Consider the following 18,151-nt stretch of genomic DNA (forward strand, 5'->3'; position numbering starts at 1 on the left):
CCCCACACAACCCCTGTGGGATCGATCCTCCCCGCGAAAGGGGTAGGTCAGTAACTGAATTGTCGCCTGACACACTGCATTCGCGAGCAGGCTCGCTCCCACAGGTTTTTCACAGTTCCTCTAATCTAAGCCTCCCAACCCGCCCCACTGACCGCCTCTTGCGCCAGTGGATGCAAGTCCGCTCCCTGATGCTCCGTCTGCCAGGCCAGCAACTCCTTGCGCATGCCCGGCGTCCAATACATCTGCAGATGATTGCGCACACCGAGCACCGCCAGTTGCCGGTCCGGCTCGCTGGCGAAGTACTGGGCGATCTGGTTGGCCATCTTGATCAGGTTGGCAGTGCTCATCGGCGCACCTCCGCCTTGGCTGCTTGACGGCGTTCCTTGAGCAAACGGTGCTGTTCTTCAGTGAATTCCTGGAAGCGTTTTTGCCACTCCGAAGGGTGGTAGACGCGGCTGACTTCCACGGCCGTGACCTTGTACTCCGGGCAGTTGGTGGCCCAGTCGGAGTTGTCGGTGGTGATCACGTTGGCCCCCGATTCCGGGAAGTGGAAAGTGGTGTACACCACGCCCGGGGCGACCCGTTCGGTGACCCGCGCCCGCAGCACGGTCTGGCCGGCGCGGCTGCCGATGCCGACCCAGTCGCCTTCGTTGATGCCACGGCTCTCGGCGTCGGTCGGGTGGATTTCCAGGCGGTCTTCATCGTGCCAGGCGACGTTCTCGGTACGCCGGGTCTGGGCGCCGACGTTGTACTGGCTGAGGATACGCCCGGTGGTCAGCAATAGCGGATAACGACTGTTGACCTTCTCCTCGGTGGGCACGTAGCCGGTGAGCATGAAGCGCCCCTTGCCGCGCACGAATTGCTCGATGTGCATGGTCGGCGTGCCGTCCGGTGCGCCAGCGTTGCACGGCCATTGCAGGCTGCCGTGGCGTTCCAGTTCCGCGTAGCTGACGTTGGTGAAGGTCGGTGTCAGGCGGGCGATTTCATCCATGATCTCCGATGGATGCTTGTAGTCCATCCGGTAGCCGAGGGCATTGGCCAGCGCCACCGTGCCTTCCCAGTCGGCCTTGCCGCCCAGGGGATCCATCACCTTGCGTACCCGGGAAATGCGTCGCTCAGCGTTGGTGAAAGTACCGTCTTTTTCCAGGAATGAAGCGCCCGGCAGGAACACGTGGGCGAACTTGGCGGTTTCGTTGAGGAAAATGTCCTGCACCACCACGCACTCCATGGCCGACAGGGCCGCGGTGACGTGCTGGGTATTCGGGTCACTCTGGGCGATGTCCTCGCCCTGGCAGTACAGGCCCTTGAAGCTGCCGGCCAGCGCCGACTCGAACATGTTGGGAATGCGCAAGCCCGGATCGGGTTGCAGGGTGACGTTCCACGCCTGTTCGAATTGCGCCCGCACCGTTTCGTTGGAAATGTGCCGATAGCCGGGCAGTTCGTGGGGGAAGGAGCCCATGTCGCAGGAACCCTGCACGTTGTTCTGCCCCCGCAGCGGGTTCACGCCCACGCCTTCACGGCCGATGTTGCCGGTGGCCATGGCGAGGTTGGCGATGCCCATTACCGAAGTACTGCCCTGGCTGTGTTCGGTGACGCCCAGGCCGTAGTAGATCGCCGCGTTGCCGCCGGTGGCGTACAGCCGGGCAGCGGCGCGAATGTCGGCCGCGGGAACTCCGCAGATTGGGCCAATCACTTCCGGCGAGTTATCCGCACGGCTGACGAACTCGCTCCATCGGGCGAAATCGTTGCCCTCGCAGCGGGCGTCGATAAAGGCCTGGTCTTGCAGGCCTTCGGTGATGATGGTGTGGGCCAGCGCATTGAGCATGGCGACATTGGTGCCGGGGCGCAGGGCCAAGTGATATTCAGCGCGGGCGTGTACCGAATCCACCAGATCGATGCGCCGTGGGTCGATGACGATCAGCCGCGCGCCTTCACGCAGACGACGCTTGAGTTGCGAAGCGAACACCGGATGCGCATCGCTGGGGTTGGCGCCCATCACCAGAATCACGTCGGCTTGCATCACCGAATCGAAACTCTGGGTGCCGGCGGACTCGCCCAACGTTTGCTTCAAGCCGTAACCGGTCGGCGAGTGACAGACCCGCGCACAGGTGTCGACGTTGTTGTTGCCGAACGCGGCGCGCACCAGTTTTTGCACCAGATAGGTTTCTTCGTTGGTGCAACGGCTGGAAGTAATGCCACCGATGGAATCTCGACCATATTTTTGCTGCAGGCGACGGAATTCGCTGGCGGCGTAGGTCACCGCTTCATCCCAACTGACTTCCTGCCATGGATCGTTGATGTGCTTGCGGATCATCGGTTTCGTGATGCGATCCGGGTGGGTGGCGTAACCCCAGGCAAAGCGGCCCTTGACGCAGGAGTGGCCGTGGTTGGCCTGGCCGTTCTTGTCCGGCACCATGCGCACCAATTGGTCGCCTTTCATCTCGGCGCGGAACGAGCAACCCACGCCGCAATAGGCGCAGGTGGTGATCACCGCGTGTTCGGGCTGACCCATCTCGACGACGTTTTTTTCCATCAGGGTCGCGGTGGGGCAGGCCTGCACGCAGGCGCCGCAGGACACGCATTCCGAGTCGAGGAAGTTCTCGCCACCCGCCGCAGCTACTCGGGATTCAAAACCGCGCCCGGTGATGGTCAGGGCAAAGGTGCCTTGGGTTTCTTCGCAGGCGCGCACGCAGCGGTTGCAGACGATGCACTTGCTTGGGTCGTAATCGAAATACGGGTTGGAGGTGTCTTTCACGTCCTCCAGATGGTTCTCGCCTTCATAGCCGTAACGCACTTCCCGCAGACCGACCTGGCCGGCCACGGTTTGCAGTTCGCAGTTGCCGTTGGCCGAGCAGGTCAGGCAATCCAGCGGGTGATCGGAGATGTACAACTCCATCACGTTTCGGCGCAGGGTGGCGAGCTTCGGCGTCTGGGTGTGCACGGTCATGCCTTCAGTGACCGGTGTGGTGCAGGACGCCGGATAGCCGCGCATGCCGTCGATCTCCACCAGGCACATGCGGCAGGAGCCGAAGGCTTCGAGGCTGTCGGTGGCGCAGAGCTTGGGAATGGTGGTGCCCATCAGCGCGGCGGCGCGCATCACCGAGGTGCCTTCGGGCACGGTGATGCTGCGGCCGTCGATGTTCAGGGTGATTTGCACATCGCTTTCGCGGGCCGGCGTGCCCAAATCGATATCGGTTTTCGGGTCGAAGAGCGTGATCATTGTTCGGCCTCCGAGGCTTGCAGACCGAAGTCGGCGGGGAAATGTTTGAGGGCGCTGGCCACCGGGTAGGAGGTCATGCCGCCCAAGGCGCAGAGCGAGCCGTATTGCAGCGTGTCGCACAGGTCCTTGAGGATAATTACTTGCTCATCGCGAGCACTCTGATTCGGCGCGGCCAGCAGGCGGTCGATCACCTCCACGCCACGGGTCGAGCCGATGCGGCACGGGGTGCATTTGCCACAGGATTCTTCTGCGCAGAACTGCATGGCGAAGCGCGCCATGTGCGCCATGTCGAGGCTGTCGTCAGCCACCACCACACCGCCGTGACCGAGCATCGCGCCAATCGAGGCGAAGGCTTCGTAATCCAGCGGTGTGTCGAATTGCGAAGGCGGTACCCAGGCGCCCAACGGACCGCCCACTTGTGCGGCCTTCAGCGGCCGGCCACTGGCGGTCCCGCCGCCGTAGTCTTCCACCAGCTCGCGCAGGGTCAGGCCAAAGGCCCGTTCCACCAGTCCGCCGTGACGAATGTTGCCCGCCAGTTGGAAGGGCATGGTGCCCAGGGAGCGGCCCATGCCGTAATCGCGATAGAACTGCGCGCCCTTGGCCAGAATCAGTGGGACCGAGGCCAGGGTCAGTACGTTGTGTACCAGCGTTGGTTGGCCGAACAGGCCCTGCAACGCGGGGATCGGCGGCTTGGCGCGGACGATCCCGCGTTTGCCTTCCAGCGAATCCAGCAGTGCGGTTTCTTCACCGCAGATGTACGCACCGGCGCCCACTCGCACTTCCATATCGAATGCCTGACCGCTGCCGCCAACATTGGCACCCAGATAACCGGCATCACGGGCAATGGTCAGCGCCTGGCGCAAGGTGGCCACGGCATCCGGATATTCCGAGCGCACATAGATGTAGCCGAAGGTGGCGCCGGTGCAGAGACCGGCAATGGCCATGCCTTCGATCAGCAGGAAGGGGTCGCCTTCCATCAGCATGCGGTCGGCGAAAGTGCCGGAGTCGCCTTCGTCGGCGTTGCACACGATGTACTTTTGCGCAGCCTGAGTACCGCGCACCGTGCGCCATTTGATCCCGGCGGGGAAGGCTGCGCCGCCACGGCCACGCAGGCCGGAATCGAACACGGCGGTCGCGGTTTGTTCGCCGCCAATGGCGATGGCCCGTTTCAGACCTTCGAAACCGCCGTGGGCTTGATAATCGTCCAGCGACAGGGGCCGGGTGATGCCGGCGCGGGCGAACAGCAGGCGTTGTTGGGATTTGAGATAAGGCAGCTCTTCCACAAGGCCCAGGGCCAGTGGATGTGCTGTTGGGTTTTGGAGGGCTTCGAGTACGGACGGCACATCGTCTGCGGTCAACGGACCGAAGCCGATCCGGCCTTGCGGGCTGTCCACTTCCAGCAGCGGCTCCAGCCAATACAGGCCACGGGAACTGGTGCGCTGTAGCTCCAGCGGCAGATTAAGTGCCTTGGCCTGAGTGATCAGCGCCGTGGAAACGTCATCGGCACCCACGGCACGGGCCAGCGAATCACAGGACAGATAAAGCGCCGGCATCATGCGTCCTCCTGGCAAGCATCGAGCAACGCATCCAGCCGCTCGGCACTGAGCCGCGCATGCACCCGACCATCCAGCTCCAGCGCCGGCGAACACGCGCAGGCACCGAGGCAATACACCGGGCGCAAACTGATGCTGCCATCGGCGCTACTGCCGTGATCATCCAGTTGCAGTCGATCGCGCAACTGCGCCGCCAACTGCTCGGCCCCACGGCTCTGGCAAGACTCGGCGCGGCACAAACGCAGAATATGGCGGGCCGGCGGCGAGGTACGGAAGTCATGGTAAAAACTGATCACCCCGCGAACCTCGGCCTGACTCAGGTTCAGCGCATGGGCAATCTCGGGGACAGCAACATCGGGGACATAACCGATGCGCTCCTGAATATCATGAAGAATCGGCAACAGCGCGCCGGGAGTGCCCTTATGGCGCTCCAGCAGCGTGTTGACCACAGGCAGGTGCAACTCAACATCAGGCATTCAGCAATCCTCACGGTCACGGACACACCAGGTGGTTGTCGGTTGTCCGAAAGTGTCGGCTGTGGCACTCACACCACGTCACGGTATCGTGGCATTGGCCGTTGGCCAGGGTGCCCTTGGCGGGCATCTTGTTGTGCCCGATGCGATCTTCGTCGCACCTCTACCGGGCATAAAGGGCAGCTTGCCACGCGGCTATTGATCGAACTGCACCAAAGCGACGTGTTCGGTTCTGCCTACGACTCTCCATTAAGTCTAGTAGAGCGGGGCGCGGGAGCCTCGGTCGGTGGCTTAATGCCTCTATGGGCTTGTCGTGGGGGATGTATAGCAAGCATTACCGGTGAGAAGAAGCATCAGAACCCTGGGTAATTCTACGGAGCAGATGCAGGGGGGCTGACTCTGCAATCTCGATCGAGTATGAAGTCAGACTCAAGCCGTTCATTTGATAAACAGGGAAAGACCGATGATTGATTTCAACAACAAAGGATTCTTCAAGCTCAAGCAAAACGACGAATACGCCGAACGCGTCTCCGCCCTGTTGATCGACGGCGAACACGTCATCGACGCCTACAAATCCATGCGCGACGGCGTGGTCTTTACCAACAAACGCATCATCTCGGTCAACGTCCAGGGCATTACCGGCAGCAAAAAAGACTTCACTTCGTTGCCGTACAAAAACATCGTGGCGTACTCGGTGGAAACTTCAGGCACCTTCGACCTGGATTCCGAGTTGGAGATTTACTTCTCATCACTTGGTAAAGTGAAATTCGAATTCACCGGCAAGACGTCGATGGTGGAAGTTTCAAAGCTGATTTCCCAGCATTTGCTCTGACCCCGTAACTCAAACGCCCCAAAAAAATCGGAGTTAACGCACATCCCTTGTGGGAGCGAGCCTGCTCGCGATTACGCCAGCCCAATCAACATCAATGCTGAATTCCGGTGAAGGATGCCCATCCCCATTCAGTTTTTTATCTAAGAATGTTCACCAAGAACAAGCCTAGCATTCAGCGTATCCAGCAGATCAAAGGCGCTGACATACGGCACATTGAACTGCCGACAGATGTTGGGGATCTTGATTTTCTGACTGACGGGAGGCACCAGAACCTCATGGGTGACCACGGTCTGGCCGGTTGCGCTCGCCTTGGCAATCAACCATGGATCGGCGCCTTCGAGAAATCGTGTTTTTTCGGTATCCCTGGGTAAAGGCAGGCTCATGACAAACCTGGTGATCTGCGCATAGGCATCCTGTGTACTGGAATCTTCGACTGGTAAGAAGTGGTTTGGTCTTTCTTTGGCCCAGTCGGATAGCTCGTCGCCGTAGTCGATCAATTCCCTGTACACGAGAGAAACGCTGGAAATTTTTCCGGCGTCATACGCACTGTCCAGCCAGTCCCAGAAGCCGGGACAGAAGCCCATCCGGTAGTGCGTGTTTTTTGCCTGTATATAGGAGGTTGTATCCAGCAGATAACTCACAATCCAAGTTCCTTCTTAGAGTATTCAGCTAATTTGTGCGGCTTCACGCCAATCAGGCGTGCGGCGTCTCGGTAAAGCATTCTTCCGCTTAATGCTTCAGTGGCCACTGCTGTAGCGAAGGTCTTGCTGACTCGCGCAGTCTGCAACCGGTTATAGGGCGGGGTTCCGTTCTTGCTACGTGCCTTGTGCTCGGCGACTTTTTGGCTGATGTACGCGCCGTATTCGGACACTGTGATGAGGTTGAAGGTCAGGGCGCGCCTGGCGATGACCCAACCGCTCACATGGAACAATGTTGTCAGTGGAAAGACGTTGTCCTCCCACTCAATATTGGCATCCCAAGTGGAAAGGAATTCGCGCTCAGGCGTTAATAGCTCAGCCGCGACCGCATTACAGAGGACTTCTTCCGCCCTGTGATTGGCGGGTTCGCCATCGGACACACCAGAGCGGCCTATCCAAATGTGAGCCAATTCGTGTGCCAAGGTGAACAGCCTTGCCTCGGGGCAATCGGCAGTATTGATGAAGATGACGGGGGCTAATTCGTCGCAGAGGGCAAAGCCTCGAAACTCCTCTATCAGCAACGGCCTGCTTGTATTGTTGTTGACAACACTGCTGCGCATGACCAGTACGCCGACCGTCTCGATTTTACTGATCAGGGTTTTGAAGTAAGCATCAAAATCGCCGCGATCGGGTTTTGGGGGCAGGTTCAAGGTGGATCGAATATCAGCGACGATCAGGTTGGGACTGTCGCTCAGCGAAAACTTTCCCATGACTCCATTTTCAGCAATGCCTTGGCTGATCAGATAGTCGCGATACCATTCCTGCCTTTCCTGAGCCCACCGAATGGTATCTAACAGGGCGAGACTGTACCCGTTGTCGCGCTTGCCATTGACCGTTCTAAGGTCCGGCAGAGGAAGGCTTTCCTCTGGAGGCTGGGAAAGATAAAGGTAACCAAAGGGGATGTAGGTCTGCCGGGCGTAATTCATCGCCTGATTGAAGGAGGGTCTTTTCTTGCCTTGCTCCCATGCCAGCACATTGTCTTCCCGCGTACCCAGGCTTTTCGCCAGAGTGCTGGTGCTGAGGGATGCCCGTTCACGCGCCCACCGCAGGACGTGCGGATTGATCAACGCTTCCATGTGCGATTCCGTTTCGGTGTCATAACCATTTCAGAAAATGCGTCTACGCAGCTGATCCGAACGATAGCGGCATCTGACAGCAAGGGAAGGGCACGGTCGCGTGTAATTCGTCTCTAAATGCTGCGTATTGGAAGCCCCGATTGACTCGGGGCTGGCCTCACAGTCTTGCGGCAACTACTCCTCAGCCCTCGCCGCCGCCCGTTTTGACATCGGCACAACCGTCCGATCCCGCGTCAGCACCTTCACCGCATCATCCACCACCGCCTTACTCATCGCCGTCAAATAATGCGCCGCCCAAGCGTGGTAATCCGTGTCCCGGGCATAGGCCGCATCCTTGGTCAGCGCCTTGGCGAGAAACAGAAAGTCAGAAGCCATGGCCAACGCATCGCCGAGCGGGACATCGCGGGTGACGTGGAATAGAGGTTGATCAGAGCAGTAAATGGCGGGGGTTAAACCGATGGTTTTGAATTCGGGTTGTTCGGTCATTGGCCACCTCCGAGGAGGGAGGGGCAATGGGGGAGGGGGTTACGCGATTGGGAGTTGCGTAGAGGGGAAGGCCAAGTTTTGTACGGATTTCTACTGCGCATGATCTAACTCCTTGATACGAAACTTCAGGAGCTGCCACGTACGTTACCACACGAATGGGTGACAGCTGTGCGCAGGGTGGTAAACCGGGTATCAAGGAAACCGGCACGCCCGAGGGCGTCCCACGCACAGCCGCCATAACTCACGTGTGCGGGCATAAAAAAACGCCTGCATACGTGATGGGGGCGCTGTAGCGCCTTAATACATCGGGTTACCACACCCGGTCGCTGAATTGGCAGCGACGGGTGGGAGGGTATCGTGCGGATTTTCTTCCTGCAACCCTCAAAAGTCCTAGTTGCAGATCACCCTAGACGAAAAGTTTCATGTTCTCGACGTGTTCGTTGCGCGTTCAAGAGCAGCTACGCTCATAGATCGCTTTCGGCTGATTGTGTTGAAAAAGTCGGTCCTTCCAGACTGTCCTCATACTGGCGAACCGCATTTGGCTCAAAGCTAGGCTATTGGATCTTTTTGATACATCCTGACCTAATGGCGAATTGATATAGGGGACATGGAATGCACGAAGCGTTGACAACCATTCAAACCCAGCTAGAAGCTGTGATTGCGCAGATAAAGGCCACAGTGCCTAACGACGAGCCGTTCGGGATCGCTCATGGCAACTGGTCGTTCCCTGGACTTACGAGATCGGAACTCATCGAAGAAGCACAATCAATCATTGAGTTGATTGATGATAACGGTCCTGATGAATTGGGGAGTTCGGAAGACCGGATTAAGGATTATGCTCGGCGCATTACCTATTTGCACGGAGCCACCGTTCCGAATATTTGGGGTAGCGCAGCCACTGCAATTCCTACATATATGTTCACGCTTGGGGGACTGCGCAAAGCCCTTGAGCCGGTCTTGAAGGCCGACGAACGTGCGGAGGCACAAGCAAAAATCCGTAGGCTGACTTTGCAACTACGGGCTATGGAGGCGCGAATTAAGGGGTTAGAACCGCGCACTGCTGACCTAAGTTCAATGGTGGAGAGGATTGAGCAGGCATACAACGCGGCTGATCAGCTTCCTGCCGACTTGGAGCAGTTGTCAGAGGCGAAAAAGACGATAGATGACCTTGCTCAATCGGCAACCAAAGACCAAGCCCGTATCCTGACGCTTCGAGAGCACGCCGACGAAATTGATGCTCTGCTGAAAATAAGTGCGGAGGACGCGGAAGCGGTGCTAAAACGCTGCGAGACAGCCTATTCGGCGGCGACAAGCGTTGGGTTGGCGGCCGCATTCAGCGAGCGCTCTATAGCTCTATCCAAGTCGATGTGGTTCTGGGTTGCTGGACTTGCCGTTGCCCTTGTGGGGGGGAGTTATTTCGGCTCCAATCAGCTTCACACGCTTTCAGAGCTTTTCCGAATTCCAAACATATCGACATCGGTGGTGACTCTGAATTTGCTACTGTCGCTGCTTTCCGTTGGCGCTCCTGTTTGGTTTTCATGGCTGGCTACAAAGCAGATAGGACAAAGATTCAGGCTTGCTGAAGATTATGCCTTCAAGGCATCCATTTCACGCGCGTATGAGGGTTTCCGGCGAGAAGCTGCTGGATTTGACAAAGAAATGGAAGCGAAACTACTTTCATCTGCACTTGCTCGGTTCGATGAGCTTCCTCTCCGACTGGTAGAACCTGATAGCCATGGAAGTCCTTGGCATGAACTTGCTTCGTCGGATGTTGTTAAGCAAGCACTCAAAGCCGTACCAGGTTTTACTGAGCAAATAAAAGATCTCGCGGGCAAAGCTGTTGATACCGTGACGCCTTCAAAAGCGAAACCAGCACCAACACCCACTGCAGCACCTGCATCTTTACCGATTGAGTAGTCACAGTTGCACCTTATGCAATGCTACATACCGCGTAACAAAAAGGGGACAACAAAAAAGGTACAGGTTTATTTTCTTTAAAATAAGTCTGTACCCTTTTTGCCGCTTTTGTCCGAAAATAAATCGTTCCCATCTTTAGTCCATCTTCAGCCAAATTTTTATTAATTATGATTCTGGGTAGTATGGTTGGTGCAGCGGGCGAATGATGAGGTGACATAAGCTATGGAGGACACGAAGAGAAGAGCTCAGTCTGAATCCGCAACGAGCAAGCCCGGAGCGTGCCTTCTCTGAGCCCCCCAGAAAACTGATCATTGGGCGATAGGAGAAATGAAAGGGAGCTTAAAGGCTATGAATCCAATGAAGGGCTAACCCAACTATATGATGCACATAGAGCGCATGAGCATATCAGGGGCTAGCAAAGCAAAATCAGGTTCAATCTAGAAACTTTTGAAGATTATCAGTAAATTTAAGCAGTTATGGCGGTTAGCATATTCGACTTCTTCGCGACCTCCGCTTACTCACAGGACTAACAAAATAATGCGGGCAGCAGCGCTTGTCTTCTTGGTTTTTTCTACCATCATAGTAATTATCACCGGCTTTTGGGGGTGGGTATCAAGCAGCATATTCCCAAGCCAGACTTGGGGTTTATACTCTCGCTCTTTCTTTGAAGACATACTGGCAAACGCTCACGGAACAATAATAGACCTTTTTGTAGTCGGCCTGATCCTCTACTGGTTTGAGCAACGCCGGAACGAAAGAGATGAAGCTGAACGTTCTCGTCGCCTTCGCGAAGATAAAGCGAGAAGGAATCGTGAGGATCTGGCTGACTTACGTTACGATCGCTCAACTGATGCACCATACAAAGTGCTTGGGACAATTCGACGTCTTCTTGATCTTGAAGAGAAAAAGTTAAAACTTTCAGAGGTAAATCTTTCAAGGTTAGAAATAAGAGACCTAAAATTAGAGCATGGTGATCTTCATGCGGCGATATTCAAAGGCAGTCGATTGCTTCGCGTAAGCATTGATAACTGCAGATGTGAAGCTGCGATATTCATTGATGCGCAACTTGAACATACAACATTCTCTAAAACCGATTTGCGTCGCGCAAAATTTCAAAACGCCACGCTAAAAGGAATGGATTTCACCAGTTGTGATGTCGCTCACGCGGACTTCAGTGGGGCGGACTTGAGTAGTGCAAATTTCCGAGGTGTCGATTGCAAAGGGGTTAAGTTCACTAATGCCATTCTTCGATCGACAAATTTCATTGACGCTAAAAATTTAGATCCGTACGTAATCGAGCTTGAAAAGCGTCCTAAGGGACCAAAAGTTACGTCTTACAAGGCCCCATAGTACGTAGAAAATAAAAACTGGGGGGGAATCCAACCACCCTCTCTGGGGGTTTCCCCCTCCTCAGCAGCAGCCAGTTGATCTTCAGATTAACATGAAGACGATGGACACAGTCAAGCCTACCGGCCGCCCATGGCGTCTAGGTTTATAGCTTCGACGACAGGAAAAAAAGAAAAAGTAAGAAAAAATAAGAAAAAAGGGGGCAGATTTATTTTAGTGGAATGTCTAGACAGAAAAAATCTGTCCCCTTTGCCCGGTCCTTCAACGTTCACAATACCTATGAACAGCGAGATTCCCGTTGCTAAAACAAATTCTGACCCAAGCAAAACTACCGAAAGACAAAACCACCATCATGTCTGGGATCAAAGCCGTGCTGGCATTTCTCTCCCTGGGTACGGTCCACTATATTGGATTTCTTATGGAGATACCCTTCGAGATAGTTTCCATAGTATCGCTTAAGTTTCTGACAAATTTTGTCGCCACCTTTACCTTCTACCTCACATTCTGCTATATGGCCACGAAAGTGTTCGCCTTTGTGATATCACAGCTTTACTACTCTGCGCTAGCACCTCTTGCAGCTTTAACCTTTGCTGCTAGTAGAAAATTTCCTGAACGGCTAAGAAAGCCTGCGAGGCGAATGCACAGAGAAACCAATATCGCAGAAAAGCTCATTTATTGGGTGTTTTTCCTAGTTATATTCAGCTTTATGTTCAATTTTTCGTACTTGAAGTTTGACTATTCTACTGTTGGTAGAATGACATGGATGTGGGTGGGTGGCATAAGTTTTGCCGCAATACTGAAATCCGGGATAATGATTCGCCCGACCACGCAGATCAAACGAATCCTTGATAAGAAAAGAATAGCTTTAAGAAGGTCTCTCATACGAGATTATATCTATCTGCTTACAGGTTCAGCCGTAGCGCTTTCATTTTATACAGGCATGCTAAGATTTGAAAAAATAATGACCGAAGATGTAGTTAATTTCAGAAGCGAACAGTACCAAGGGCAAGCCCGTGTTCTTTTGAGTATCGACGATGCTTATTTGTTAGTCGAAAGCAGTTTCAGAAAGCAAACATTTTTTTATCTGGTAGATACGATAATGATACGATTGCCAACCGATCGCAATAAGTAGCTAAATTTTTATTCATGCAGACGCTAGCGCAAAAAAGTGACGGCACAAAAACACAAAAAAGGGGGCAGCAAAAAGGAGCAAAAAGGGAGCAAAAAGGGACAGCAAAAAGGGGACAGATTTATTTGAAATCAAATCTGTCCCCTTTTTGCTGAAGCGTCTGCCCAAGACGTAACCTGCTTGGGATCACTAAGTAAAGTTTACTAAGGATTCAATTTTTTAATGGCTGCCTTGAATAAAGCTTATCTTCATTTATTGCCGCTGATAGCCTGCTTTCGACTGATGTCGTTAAGCTTTGAAATAGAGAAGATGCATTACATTGTAAAGAGAATAAAAAAGGGGAAGGTTTATTTTTTAAATAAACCTTCCCAATTTTTTTTGCTTTTAATTCCTAAAAAAGTAAGATTAGTGTGAGGAGGACTTGTTGTGCAATGTTAAGAATGCAAATAATAGAATTAATATGTGGAACATGCTGTTAATGCTCATAACCATTGAGCTATTGAAGAATAGCTCCGGTCTGGAAGAAAGCATTAATATAGAAATGAAGAAATTCACTGCAAGGCATAATATTGCAAAAAAATACATTCCCATTAAAATTGAAAAATATCCGTGTGCTTTGTAGCGTTCATAAAAGCTACTTTTGCCAATGCTTAGAATTATTACAACTGATCCGGCGAGGAGGGTCATCATCGTAAAACAAAATGTTGCCATGATAACGGCAACATTGCCATTTTGCTTTAAAAGGCTAAGCGATACTCCTAGCTTTGGAACTAACAGCCAGTGATAGATTGCCCAGCAAAATAGTCCAGGCAGGGTCATGATTGTAAGCAGTAATAGCGATATTAGGATCTTTTTCGATTTTGACAGCGCTCTTGAGCTCATTTAAACGCCCCGCAAGATATTTGTTTTGAACAATGAGTTTTTGCATCAGGCTCGGTATTTCGTTTTCCGTCCTGTAGCTGAATTCATCGTAAATTGCGCTATTTTCGCTCAAATAGAAATCTGTCAGGGTGTCTTTAATGAACTCTTTTGCTCTGATTTTTACTGCGACGTCAGAGCTTCCGCTAACCTTTTCAATAAGGGTCGAGACAATTGGCTTAATGTTTCCTCTTTTAGTAGGCTTAAATATTATTTCCACCGAATCCATAGATAGGTCGTTGGAAATATCAAGCCCGAAAACATTCCCAAGTTCTTGGGCGAGAGTATTTTCTCGGGATAGTTCTATGCTTGTTCGACCAACGACATTTAGAGTCATTACATCTTTTGCATTTGCTTCCATCATAACCGGGTTAACTCGAAAATCAAGATGATTGATTCCGAGGCTGGCTAGGATGTCATTTACGAAGACACTAAACGGCGATACGCCAGGAGCCATAAATGTCGAAGAAATTCCAAAGTGATCTTCTCCGAAAACGATGTAAGATGCGTAACCTAGTTCGCTTTCGTTATCAATTTTGTTTCTGAGGTCGTCAAAGGTCATATTGCCTTTGTTTATTTGTTTAAAGAAGTCAGTGTTTCTAGTTTCTAAAAACAAAAATATATTCTCTGTGGATGGCACTGAAAATAAGTACAGGTTCTCTCCGTTGTAAGAGAACGTGCTTTTGTATTCTGGATTTTTAATTAGTGAGAAATTCAGAAGAAAATCTCGCATGTCAAATTCTAGATTTTTGCCAGAATTTCTATCTTTGAAGTAGTAACTAAAATACTTGATCTTCACCTTAAGTCCCTTTTTGGATGTTTGATAGCATTTTGCTATAAATCCATTTGTTGCACAATATCTTGTTTAGTCGCGTTTTGCTGATTGCCGAGACAAGGTCGGGTTGATTTGATGGGAGCGCTTGTTGGGTAGGGGGAAGGCAGGTCGAAGTCAAATTACCAGCGAAGTGTGGAGATGAGCTATGGAATTCATTCGGTCAAGATTTCTCTACCTGCTCTCCTTGCGAACCTAAAGCTTTTCTATTCAGAGGGATCTCCGCTGATGGGGTCCCCTAGCTCTACGTTGTCATCCACATAGACGGAAAGGGGGCGGATTTATTATTGGGTTAGGCGTGGCGAATTACGCCGTTCCATGGGCCCTCCCGCTTCAGGCACCCTTGCTGACATCATTGGATGTCTTTCAGATATTCCTTGAGTGCAATGAGTGGGTCATCAAGCAGCGCCAGCGTCTGAGCACTAGAAAACTCCCCCACCAACCTCCCCAACTCCCGCCCCAACGGCTTATCCACACCCCCAACAGCCTCCAGCGCCAACCCCACACACTCACCCACCTTCACCTGAATCCCCTCGACATCCCCCCGTCGCACCAGCAACTCAAACACATCCCGCTGGTAATCGCCCATCACCAGGTCATCGCGCAGGATCGGGCTTTGGTCTTCGGTTTCGTAGGCGAGTTTGAGGGAGTAGAGGGCGATGGTTTCCAGTTGCGATTCCATGGGGGAGTCCTTGTGAAAGGGTTTAATCCGGTGAAGAGCAAAAGAAGAAGAGCAAGATCAAAAGATCGCAGCCTTCGGCAGCTCCTACAGGTCTGGGCGTTGTCAGGGGGTTGCCGGTGGGGTGTCGGCGGCTTTTCTGTGGGCGAAAAAAAAGGCCTTGCTAAGCAAGACCTTTCTTAATTTTGGTGCCCCGAGGGAGACTCGAACTCCCACTCCTTTCGAAAACGGATTTTGAATCCGCCGCGTCTACCAATTCCGCCATCAGGGCAATGGCCGCGGAGTATAAAGATGAGATAACCGCTGGTCAATCAGGTACATGGAGAATTTTTGATATTTCCGCTAGACTTCCCGGCCCTGCTAGACGAACCCCATCATGCGCGTTGCTGACTTTACTTTCGAGCTCCCTGATTCGCTGATCGCCCGCCACCCCCTGGCTGAGCGTCGCGGTAGTCGCCTGTTGACCCTGGATGGGGTCAGCGGCGCCCTGGCACACCGTCAATTCACTGATTTGCTTGAGCATTTGCGCCCGGGCGATTTGATGGTGTTCAACAATACCCGGGTGATTCCGGCGCGGCTGTTTGGCCAGAAGGCTTCCGGCGGCAAGCTGGAAATCCTGGTGGAGCGGGTGCTGGACAGTCATCGCGTGCTGGCCCATGTGCGCTCCAGCAAGTCGCCCAAGCCGGGGTCGAAGATCCTGATCGACGGCGGTGGCGAGGCCGAGATGCTGGCGCGTCACGATGCGCTGTTCGAGTTGGGGTTTGCCGAAGAAGTCTTGCCGCTGCTCGACCGCGTCGGGCACATGCCGTTGCCTCCTTATATAGACCGTCCGGACGAAGGCGCCGATCGCGAGCGTTATCAGACCGTCTACGCCCAGCGTCTGGGCGCGGTGGCGGCGCCGACGGCGGGGCTGCATTTTGATCAGGTGCTGATGGAGGCGATTGCAGCCAAGGGCGTCGAGACCGCGTTCGTGACCTTGCACGTCGGCGCCGGTACGTTCCAACCGGTGCGCGTGGAGAAGATCGAAGACCACCACATGCACAGCGAATGGCTGGAAGTCGGCCAGGACGTGGTGGATGCCGTTGCCGCCTGTCGCGCACGCGGCGGTCGGGTGGTGGCGGTGGGGACCACCAGTGTGCGCTCCCTGGAAAGCGCCGCCCGCGATGGCGTGCTCAAGCCGTTCAGCGGCGATACCGACATCTTTATCTACCCGGGCCGGCCGTTTCATGTGGTCGATGCCTTGGTCACCAACTTCCATTTGCCCGAATCCACGCTGTTGATGCTGGTTTCGGCGTTCGCCGGTTATCCGGAGACCATGGCCGCCTATAAGGCCGCGGTCGACAACGAATACCGCTTTTTCAGCTACGGTGATGCGATGTTTATCACCCGTAACCCCGCACCACGTGGCCCTGAGGACAAAGAATGAGTCGCCAATGTCGTATGTCTTTTGAGCTTTTGGCCACCGATGGCAAGGCTCGTCGCGGTCGTTTGACCTTCCCCCGTGGCACCGTCGAGACCCCGGCCTTCATGCCGGTCGGTACCTATGGCACGGTCAAGGGCATGCTGCCGCGGGATATCGAGGCGATTGGCGCTGAAATCATTCTGGGCAACACCTTCCACCTGTGGCTGCGCCCGGGCATGGAAGTGATCAAGAAGCACGGCGACCTGCACGATTTCATGCAGTGGAAAGGCCCGATCCTGACCGACTCCGGCGGTTTCCAGGTATTCAGCCTGGGCGCCATGCGCAAGATCAAGGAGGAGGGCGTGACCTTCGCCTCGCCGGTCGACGGCGCCAAGGTGTTCATGGGCCCGGAAGAGTCGATGCAGGTCCAGCGTGACCTGGGCTCGGACATCGTGATGATTTTCGACGAATGCACGCCGTACCCGGCCGACGAAGACGTCGCCCGCGTGTCCATGGAGTTGTCGCTGCGTTGGGCCCAGCGCTCGAAGAACGCCCATGCCGACAACACGGCGGCGCTGTTCGGTATCGTTCAGGGCGGCATGCACCAGGACCTGCGCATGCGCTCCCTGGAAGGCCTGGACAAGATCGGCTTCGATGGCCTGGCCATTGGCGGTCTGTCGGTGGGGGAACCCAAGCATGAGATGATCAAGGTGCTGGATTATCTGCCGGCCCAGATGCCCGCTGACAAACCTCGTTACCTTATGGGCGTTGGCAAACCGGAAGATCTGGTGGAGGGTGTGCGCCGCGGTGTGGACATGTTCGATTGCGTGATGCCAACCCGTAATGCCCGCAATGGGCATCTGTTCATTGACACCGGCGTGATCAAGATCCGTAACGCGTTCCATCGCCATGATGACTCGCCGCTGGATCCGACCTGCGATTGCTATACCTGCCAGAACTTCTCCCGCGCTTATCTGCATCACCTGGACAAGTGCGGCGAAATGCTGGGGAGCATGCTCAATACCATCCATAACTTGCGCCATTATCAAGTGCTTATGGCCGGTTTGCGCGAGGCAATTCAACAGGGTACATTGGCCGCCTTTGTCGATGCCTTCTACGCCAAGCGCGGGCTTCCCGTTCCGCCTTTGGACTGAGTTTTCTGACCCCAAGATTCAACATTTGCAACTGGAGTGCTAAATGAGCTTTTTTATCTCTAATGCCATGGCTGACGCTGCTGCACCGGCAGCTGCAGCCCCAATGGGTGGCGGCTTTGAGTGGATTTTCCTGGTCGGTTTCCTGGTCATCTTCTACCTGATGATCTGGCGTCCACAGGCCAAACGCGCCAAAGAGCAGAAGAATCTGCTGAGCAGCCTGCAAAAAGGCGACGAAGTTGTGACCACCGGCGGCATCGCTGGCAAGATCACCAAGGTTGCTGACGATTTCGTCGTTCTGGAAGTGTCCGACACCGTCGAAATGAAGTTCCAGAAAGGCGCCATCGCCGCCACGCTGCCAAAAGGCACGCTGAAAGCGATCTAAGTTTCAACTTCTACTCAATCGACGGGGCGCGCAAGGCGCCCCGCGTCATAAAC

17 protein-coding genes and 1 tRNA gene are annotated in these 18,151 nt (G+C 54.1%); 8 read left to right on the plus strand and 10 right to left on the minus strand.

Translation table 11 applies throughout. The annotated features are described in order from the left end of the window. Positions 1-125: 125 nt before the first annotated feature. The 4 genes from ACSFE6_RS09590 to ACSFE6_RS09605 are packed head-to-tail and all read right to left on the minus strand — an operon-like array spanning position 126 to position 5,249. A complete protein-coding gene (locus tag ACSFE6_RS09590; protein ID WP_435427372.1) occupies positions 126-347 on the minus strand; it encodes a formate dehydrogenase subunit delta in 222 nt (73 codons plus the stop codon). Further along, positions 344-3,220, minus strand: coding sequence for a formate dehydrogenase subunit alpha (gene fdhF / locus ACSFE6_RS09595; protein ID WP_435427373.1), 2,877 nt, complete (start codon positions 3,218-3,220; stop codon positions 344-346). Before fdhF ends, ACSFE6_RS09590 begins: the two co-directional genes overlap by 4 nt. Further along, complete coding sequence (locus ACSFE6_RS09600) at positions 3,217-4,776, minus strand: formate dehydrogenase beta subunit (protein WP_435427374.1); 1,560 nt, start codon at positions 4,774-4,776, stop codon at positions 3,217-3,219. Before ACSFE6_RS09600 ends, fdhF begins: the two co-directional genes overlap by 4 nt. After that, positions 4,773-5,249: a formate dehydrogenase subunit gamma gene (locus tag ACSFE6_RS09605; protein WP_435427375.1), complete on the minus strand. Its 477-nt coding sequence runs from the start codon at positions 5,247-5,249 to the stop codon at positions 4,773-4,775. The genes ACSFE6_RS09600 and ACSFE6_RS09605 overlap by 4 nt, the downstream gene beginning before the upstream one ends. Before the next feature lie 61 nt (positions 5,250-5,310). Here ACSFE6_RS09605 and ACSFE6_RS09610 point away from each other — a divergent pair, with 61 nt between their 5' ends. Together ACSFE6_RS09610 and ACSFE6_RS09615 are read left to right on the plus strand one after the other, a co-directional pair. Continuing rightward, positions 5,311-5,448, plus strand: coding sequence for a hypothetical protein (locus tag ACSFE6_RS09610; protein ID WP_435427376.1), 138 nt, complete (start codon positions 5,311-5,313; stop codon positions 5,446-5,448). Between the two features lie 261 nt (positions 5,449-5,709). After that, on the plus strand, positions 5,710-6,078 hold the full coding sequence (locus tag ACSFE6_RS09615) for a PH domain-containing protein (protein WP_095193791.1): 369 nt from the start codon (positions 5,710-5,712) through the stop codon (positions 6,076-6,078). A 140-nt stretch (positions 6,079-6,218) separates the two neighbouring features. Here the strand turns inward: ACSFE6_RS09615 and ACSFE6_RS09620 are convergent, their stop codons facing one another. The 3 genes from ACSFE6_RS09620 to ACSFE6_RS09630 all read right to left on the minus strand — a co-directional run bounded on the left by ACSFE6_RS09620 (position 6,219) and on the right by ACSFE6_RS09630 (position 8,338). Further along, entirely contained in the window at positions 6,219-6,719 is a 501-nt protein-coding gene (locus ACSFE6_RS09620; protein WP_435427377.1) for a DUF4411 family protein, read from the minus strand. Then, positions 6,716-7,852: an ImmA/IrrE family metallo-endopeptidase gene (locus tag ACSFE6_RS09625; RefSeq protein ID WP_435427378.1), complete on the minus strand. Its 1,137-nt coding sequence runs from the start codon at positions 7,850-7,852 to the stop codon at positions 6,716-6,718. The genes ACSFE6_RS09620 and ACSFE6_RS09625 overlap by 4 nt, the downstream gene beginning before the upstream one ends. Positions 7,853-8,026: 174 nt before the next feature. Next, positions 8,027-8,338: a DUF3077 domain-containing protein gene (locus tag ACSFE6_RS09630; RefSeq protein WP_435427379.1), complete on the minus strand. Its 312-nt coding sequence runs from the start codon at positions 8,336-8,338 to the stop codon at positions 8,027-8,029. A 612-nt stretch (positions 8,339-8,950) separates the two neighbouring features. On the opposite strand from ACSFE6_RS09630, the gene ACSFE6_RS09635 reads away from it, so the two are divergent. The 3 genes from ACSFE6_RS09635 to ACSFE6_RS09645 all read left to right on the plus strand — a co-directional run bounded on the left by ACSFE6_RS09635 (position 8,951) and on the right by ACSFE6_RS09645 (position 12,734). Next, positions 8,951-10,255, plus strand: coding sequence for a hypothetical protein (locus tag ACSFE6_RS09635; RefSeq protein ID WP_435427380.1), 1,305 nt, complete (start codon positions 8,951-8,953; stop codon positions 10,253-10,255). 537 nt (positions 10,256-10,792) lie between these two features. Next, positions 10,793-11,605, plus strand: a complete 813-nt coding sequence (locus ACSFE6_RS09640; protein ID WP_435427381.1) for a pentapeptide repeat-containing protein — start codon at positions 10,793-10,795, stop codon at positions 11,603-11,605. 295 nt (positions 11,606-11,900) lie between these two features. After that, positions 11,901-12,734, plus strand: a complete 834-nt coding sequence (locus tag ACSFE6_RS09645; RefSeq protein ID WP_435427382.1) for a hypothetical protein — start codon at positions 11,901-11,903, stop codon at positions 12,732-12,734. Between the two features lie 742 nt (positions 12,735-13,476). Here the strand turns inward: ACSFE6_RS09645 and ACSFE6_RS09650 are convergent. From ACSFE6_RS09650 to ACSFE6_RS09660, 3 genes are all read right to left on the minus strand, one after another. After that, positions 13,477-14,448 carry a hypothetical protein gene (locus ACSFE6_RS09650; RefSeq protein WP_435427383.1) on the minus strand — a complete coding sequence of 324 codons (972 nt, stop codon included), beginning with the start codon at positions 14,446-14,448 and terminating at the stop codon, positions 13,477-13,479. A gap of 385 nt (positions 14,449-14,833) precedes the next feature. After that, positions 14,834-15,163, minus strand: coding sequence for a hypothetical protein (locus ACSFE6_RS09655; RefSeq protein ID WP_435427384.1), 330 nt, complete (start codon positions 15,161-15,163; stop codon positions 14,834-14,836). Between the two features lie 183 nt (positions 15,164-15,346). Beyond that, positions 15,347-15,431: transfer RNA gene (locus tag ACSFE6_RS09660), tRNA-Leu, on the minus strand. 105 nt (positions 15,432-15,536) lie between these two features. On the opposite strand from ACSFE6_RS09660, the gene queA reads away from it, so the two are divergent. From queA to yajC, 3 genes are read left to right on the plus strand one after another with little or no spacing between them, the layout of a single operon-like run. Continuing rightward, a complete protein-coding gene (gene queA, locus ACSFE6_RS09665; RefSeq protein WP_435427385.1) occupies positions 15,537-16,586 on the plus strand; it encodes a tRNA preQ1(34) S-adenosylmethionine ribosyltransferase-isomerase QueA in 1,050 nt (349 codons plus the stop codon). A 14-nt stretch (positions 16,587-16,600) separates the two neighbouring features. Next, a complete protein-coding gene (gene tgt / locus ACSFE6_RS09670; protein ID WP_162634923.1) occupies positions 16,601-17,716 on the plus strand; it encodes a tRNA guanosine(34) transglycosylase Tgt in 1,116 nt (371 codons plus the stop codon). Positions 17,717-17,759: 43 nt separating this feature from the next. Beyond that, positions 17,760-18,098: a preprotein translocase subunit YajC gene (gene yajC, locus ACSFE6_RS09675; protein ID WP_222834343.1), complete on the plus strand. Its 339-nt coding sequence runs from the start codon at positions 17,760-17,762 to the stop codon at positions 18,096-18,098. The last annotated feature ends 53 nt before the right edge of the window (positions 18,099-18,151 follow it).

The sequence above is a fragment of the Pseudomonas baetica genome (assembly GCF_051216495.1).
GTDB lineage: Bacteria > Pseudomonadota > Gammaproteobacteria > Pseudomonadales > Pseudomonadaceae > Aquipseudomonas > Aquipseudomonas baetica_B.

What these genes read in the sequence shown, in the direction of transcription:
- ACSFE6_RS09590 (WP_435427372.1), bottom strand. Translation starts at nt 347, where the DNA reads ATGAGCACTGCCAACCTGATCAAGATGGCCAACCAGATCGCCCAGTAC.
- fdhF (WP_435427373.1), bottom strand. Translation starts at nt 3,220, where the DNA reads ATGATCACGCTCTTCGACCCGAAAACCGATATCGATTTGGGCACGCCG.
- ACSFE6_RS09600 (WP_435427374.1), bottom strand. Translation starts at nt 4,776, where the DNA reads ATGATGCCGGCGCTTTATCTGTCCTGTGATTCGCTGGCCCGTGCCGTG.
- ACSFE6_RS09605 (WP_435427375.1), bottom strand. Translation starts at nt 5,249, where the DNA reads ATGCCTGATGTTGAGTTGCACCTGCCTGTGGTCAACACGCTGCTGGAG.
- ACSFE6_RS09615 (WP_095193791.1), top strand. Translation starts at nt 5,710, where the DNA reads ATGATTGATTTCAACAACAAAGGATTCTTCAAGCTCAAGCAAAACGAC.
- ACSFE6_RS09625 (WP_435427378.1), bottom strand. Translation starts at nt 7,852, where the DNA reads ATGGAAGCGTTGATCAATCCGCACGTCCTGCGGTGGGCGCGTGAACGG.
- ACSFE6_RS09630 (WP_435427379.1), bottom strand. Translation starts at nt 8,338, where the DNA reads ATGACCGAACAACCCGAATTCAAAACCATCGGTTTAACCCCCGCCATT.
- ACSFE6_RS09635 (WP_435427380.1), top strand. Translation starts at nt 8,951, where the DNA reads ATGCACGAAGCGTTGACAACCATTCAAACCCAGCTAGAAGCTGTGATT.
- ACSFE6_RS09640 (WP_435427381.1), top strand. Translation starts at nt 10,793, where the DNA reads ATGCGGGCAGCAGCGCTTGTCTTCTTGGTTTTTTCTACCATCATAGTA.
- ACSFE6_RS09655 (WP_435427384.1), bottom strand. Translation starts at nt 15,163, where the DNA reads ATGGAATCGCAACTGGAAACCATCGCCCTCTACTCCCTCAAACTCGCC.
- queA (WP_435427385.1), top strand. Translation starts at nt 15,537, where the DNA reads ATGCGCGTTGCTGACTTTACTTTCGAGCTCCCTGATTCGCTGATCGCC.
- tgt (WP_162634923.1), top strand. Translation starts at nt 16,601, where the DNA reads ATGTCTTTTGAGCTTTTGGCCACCGATGGCAAGGCTCGTCGCGGTCGT.
- yajC (WP_222834343.1), top strand. Translation starts at nt 17,760, where the DNA reads ATGAGCTTTTTTATCTCTAATGCCATGGCTGACGCTGCTGCACCGGCA.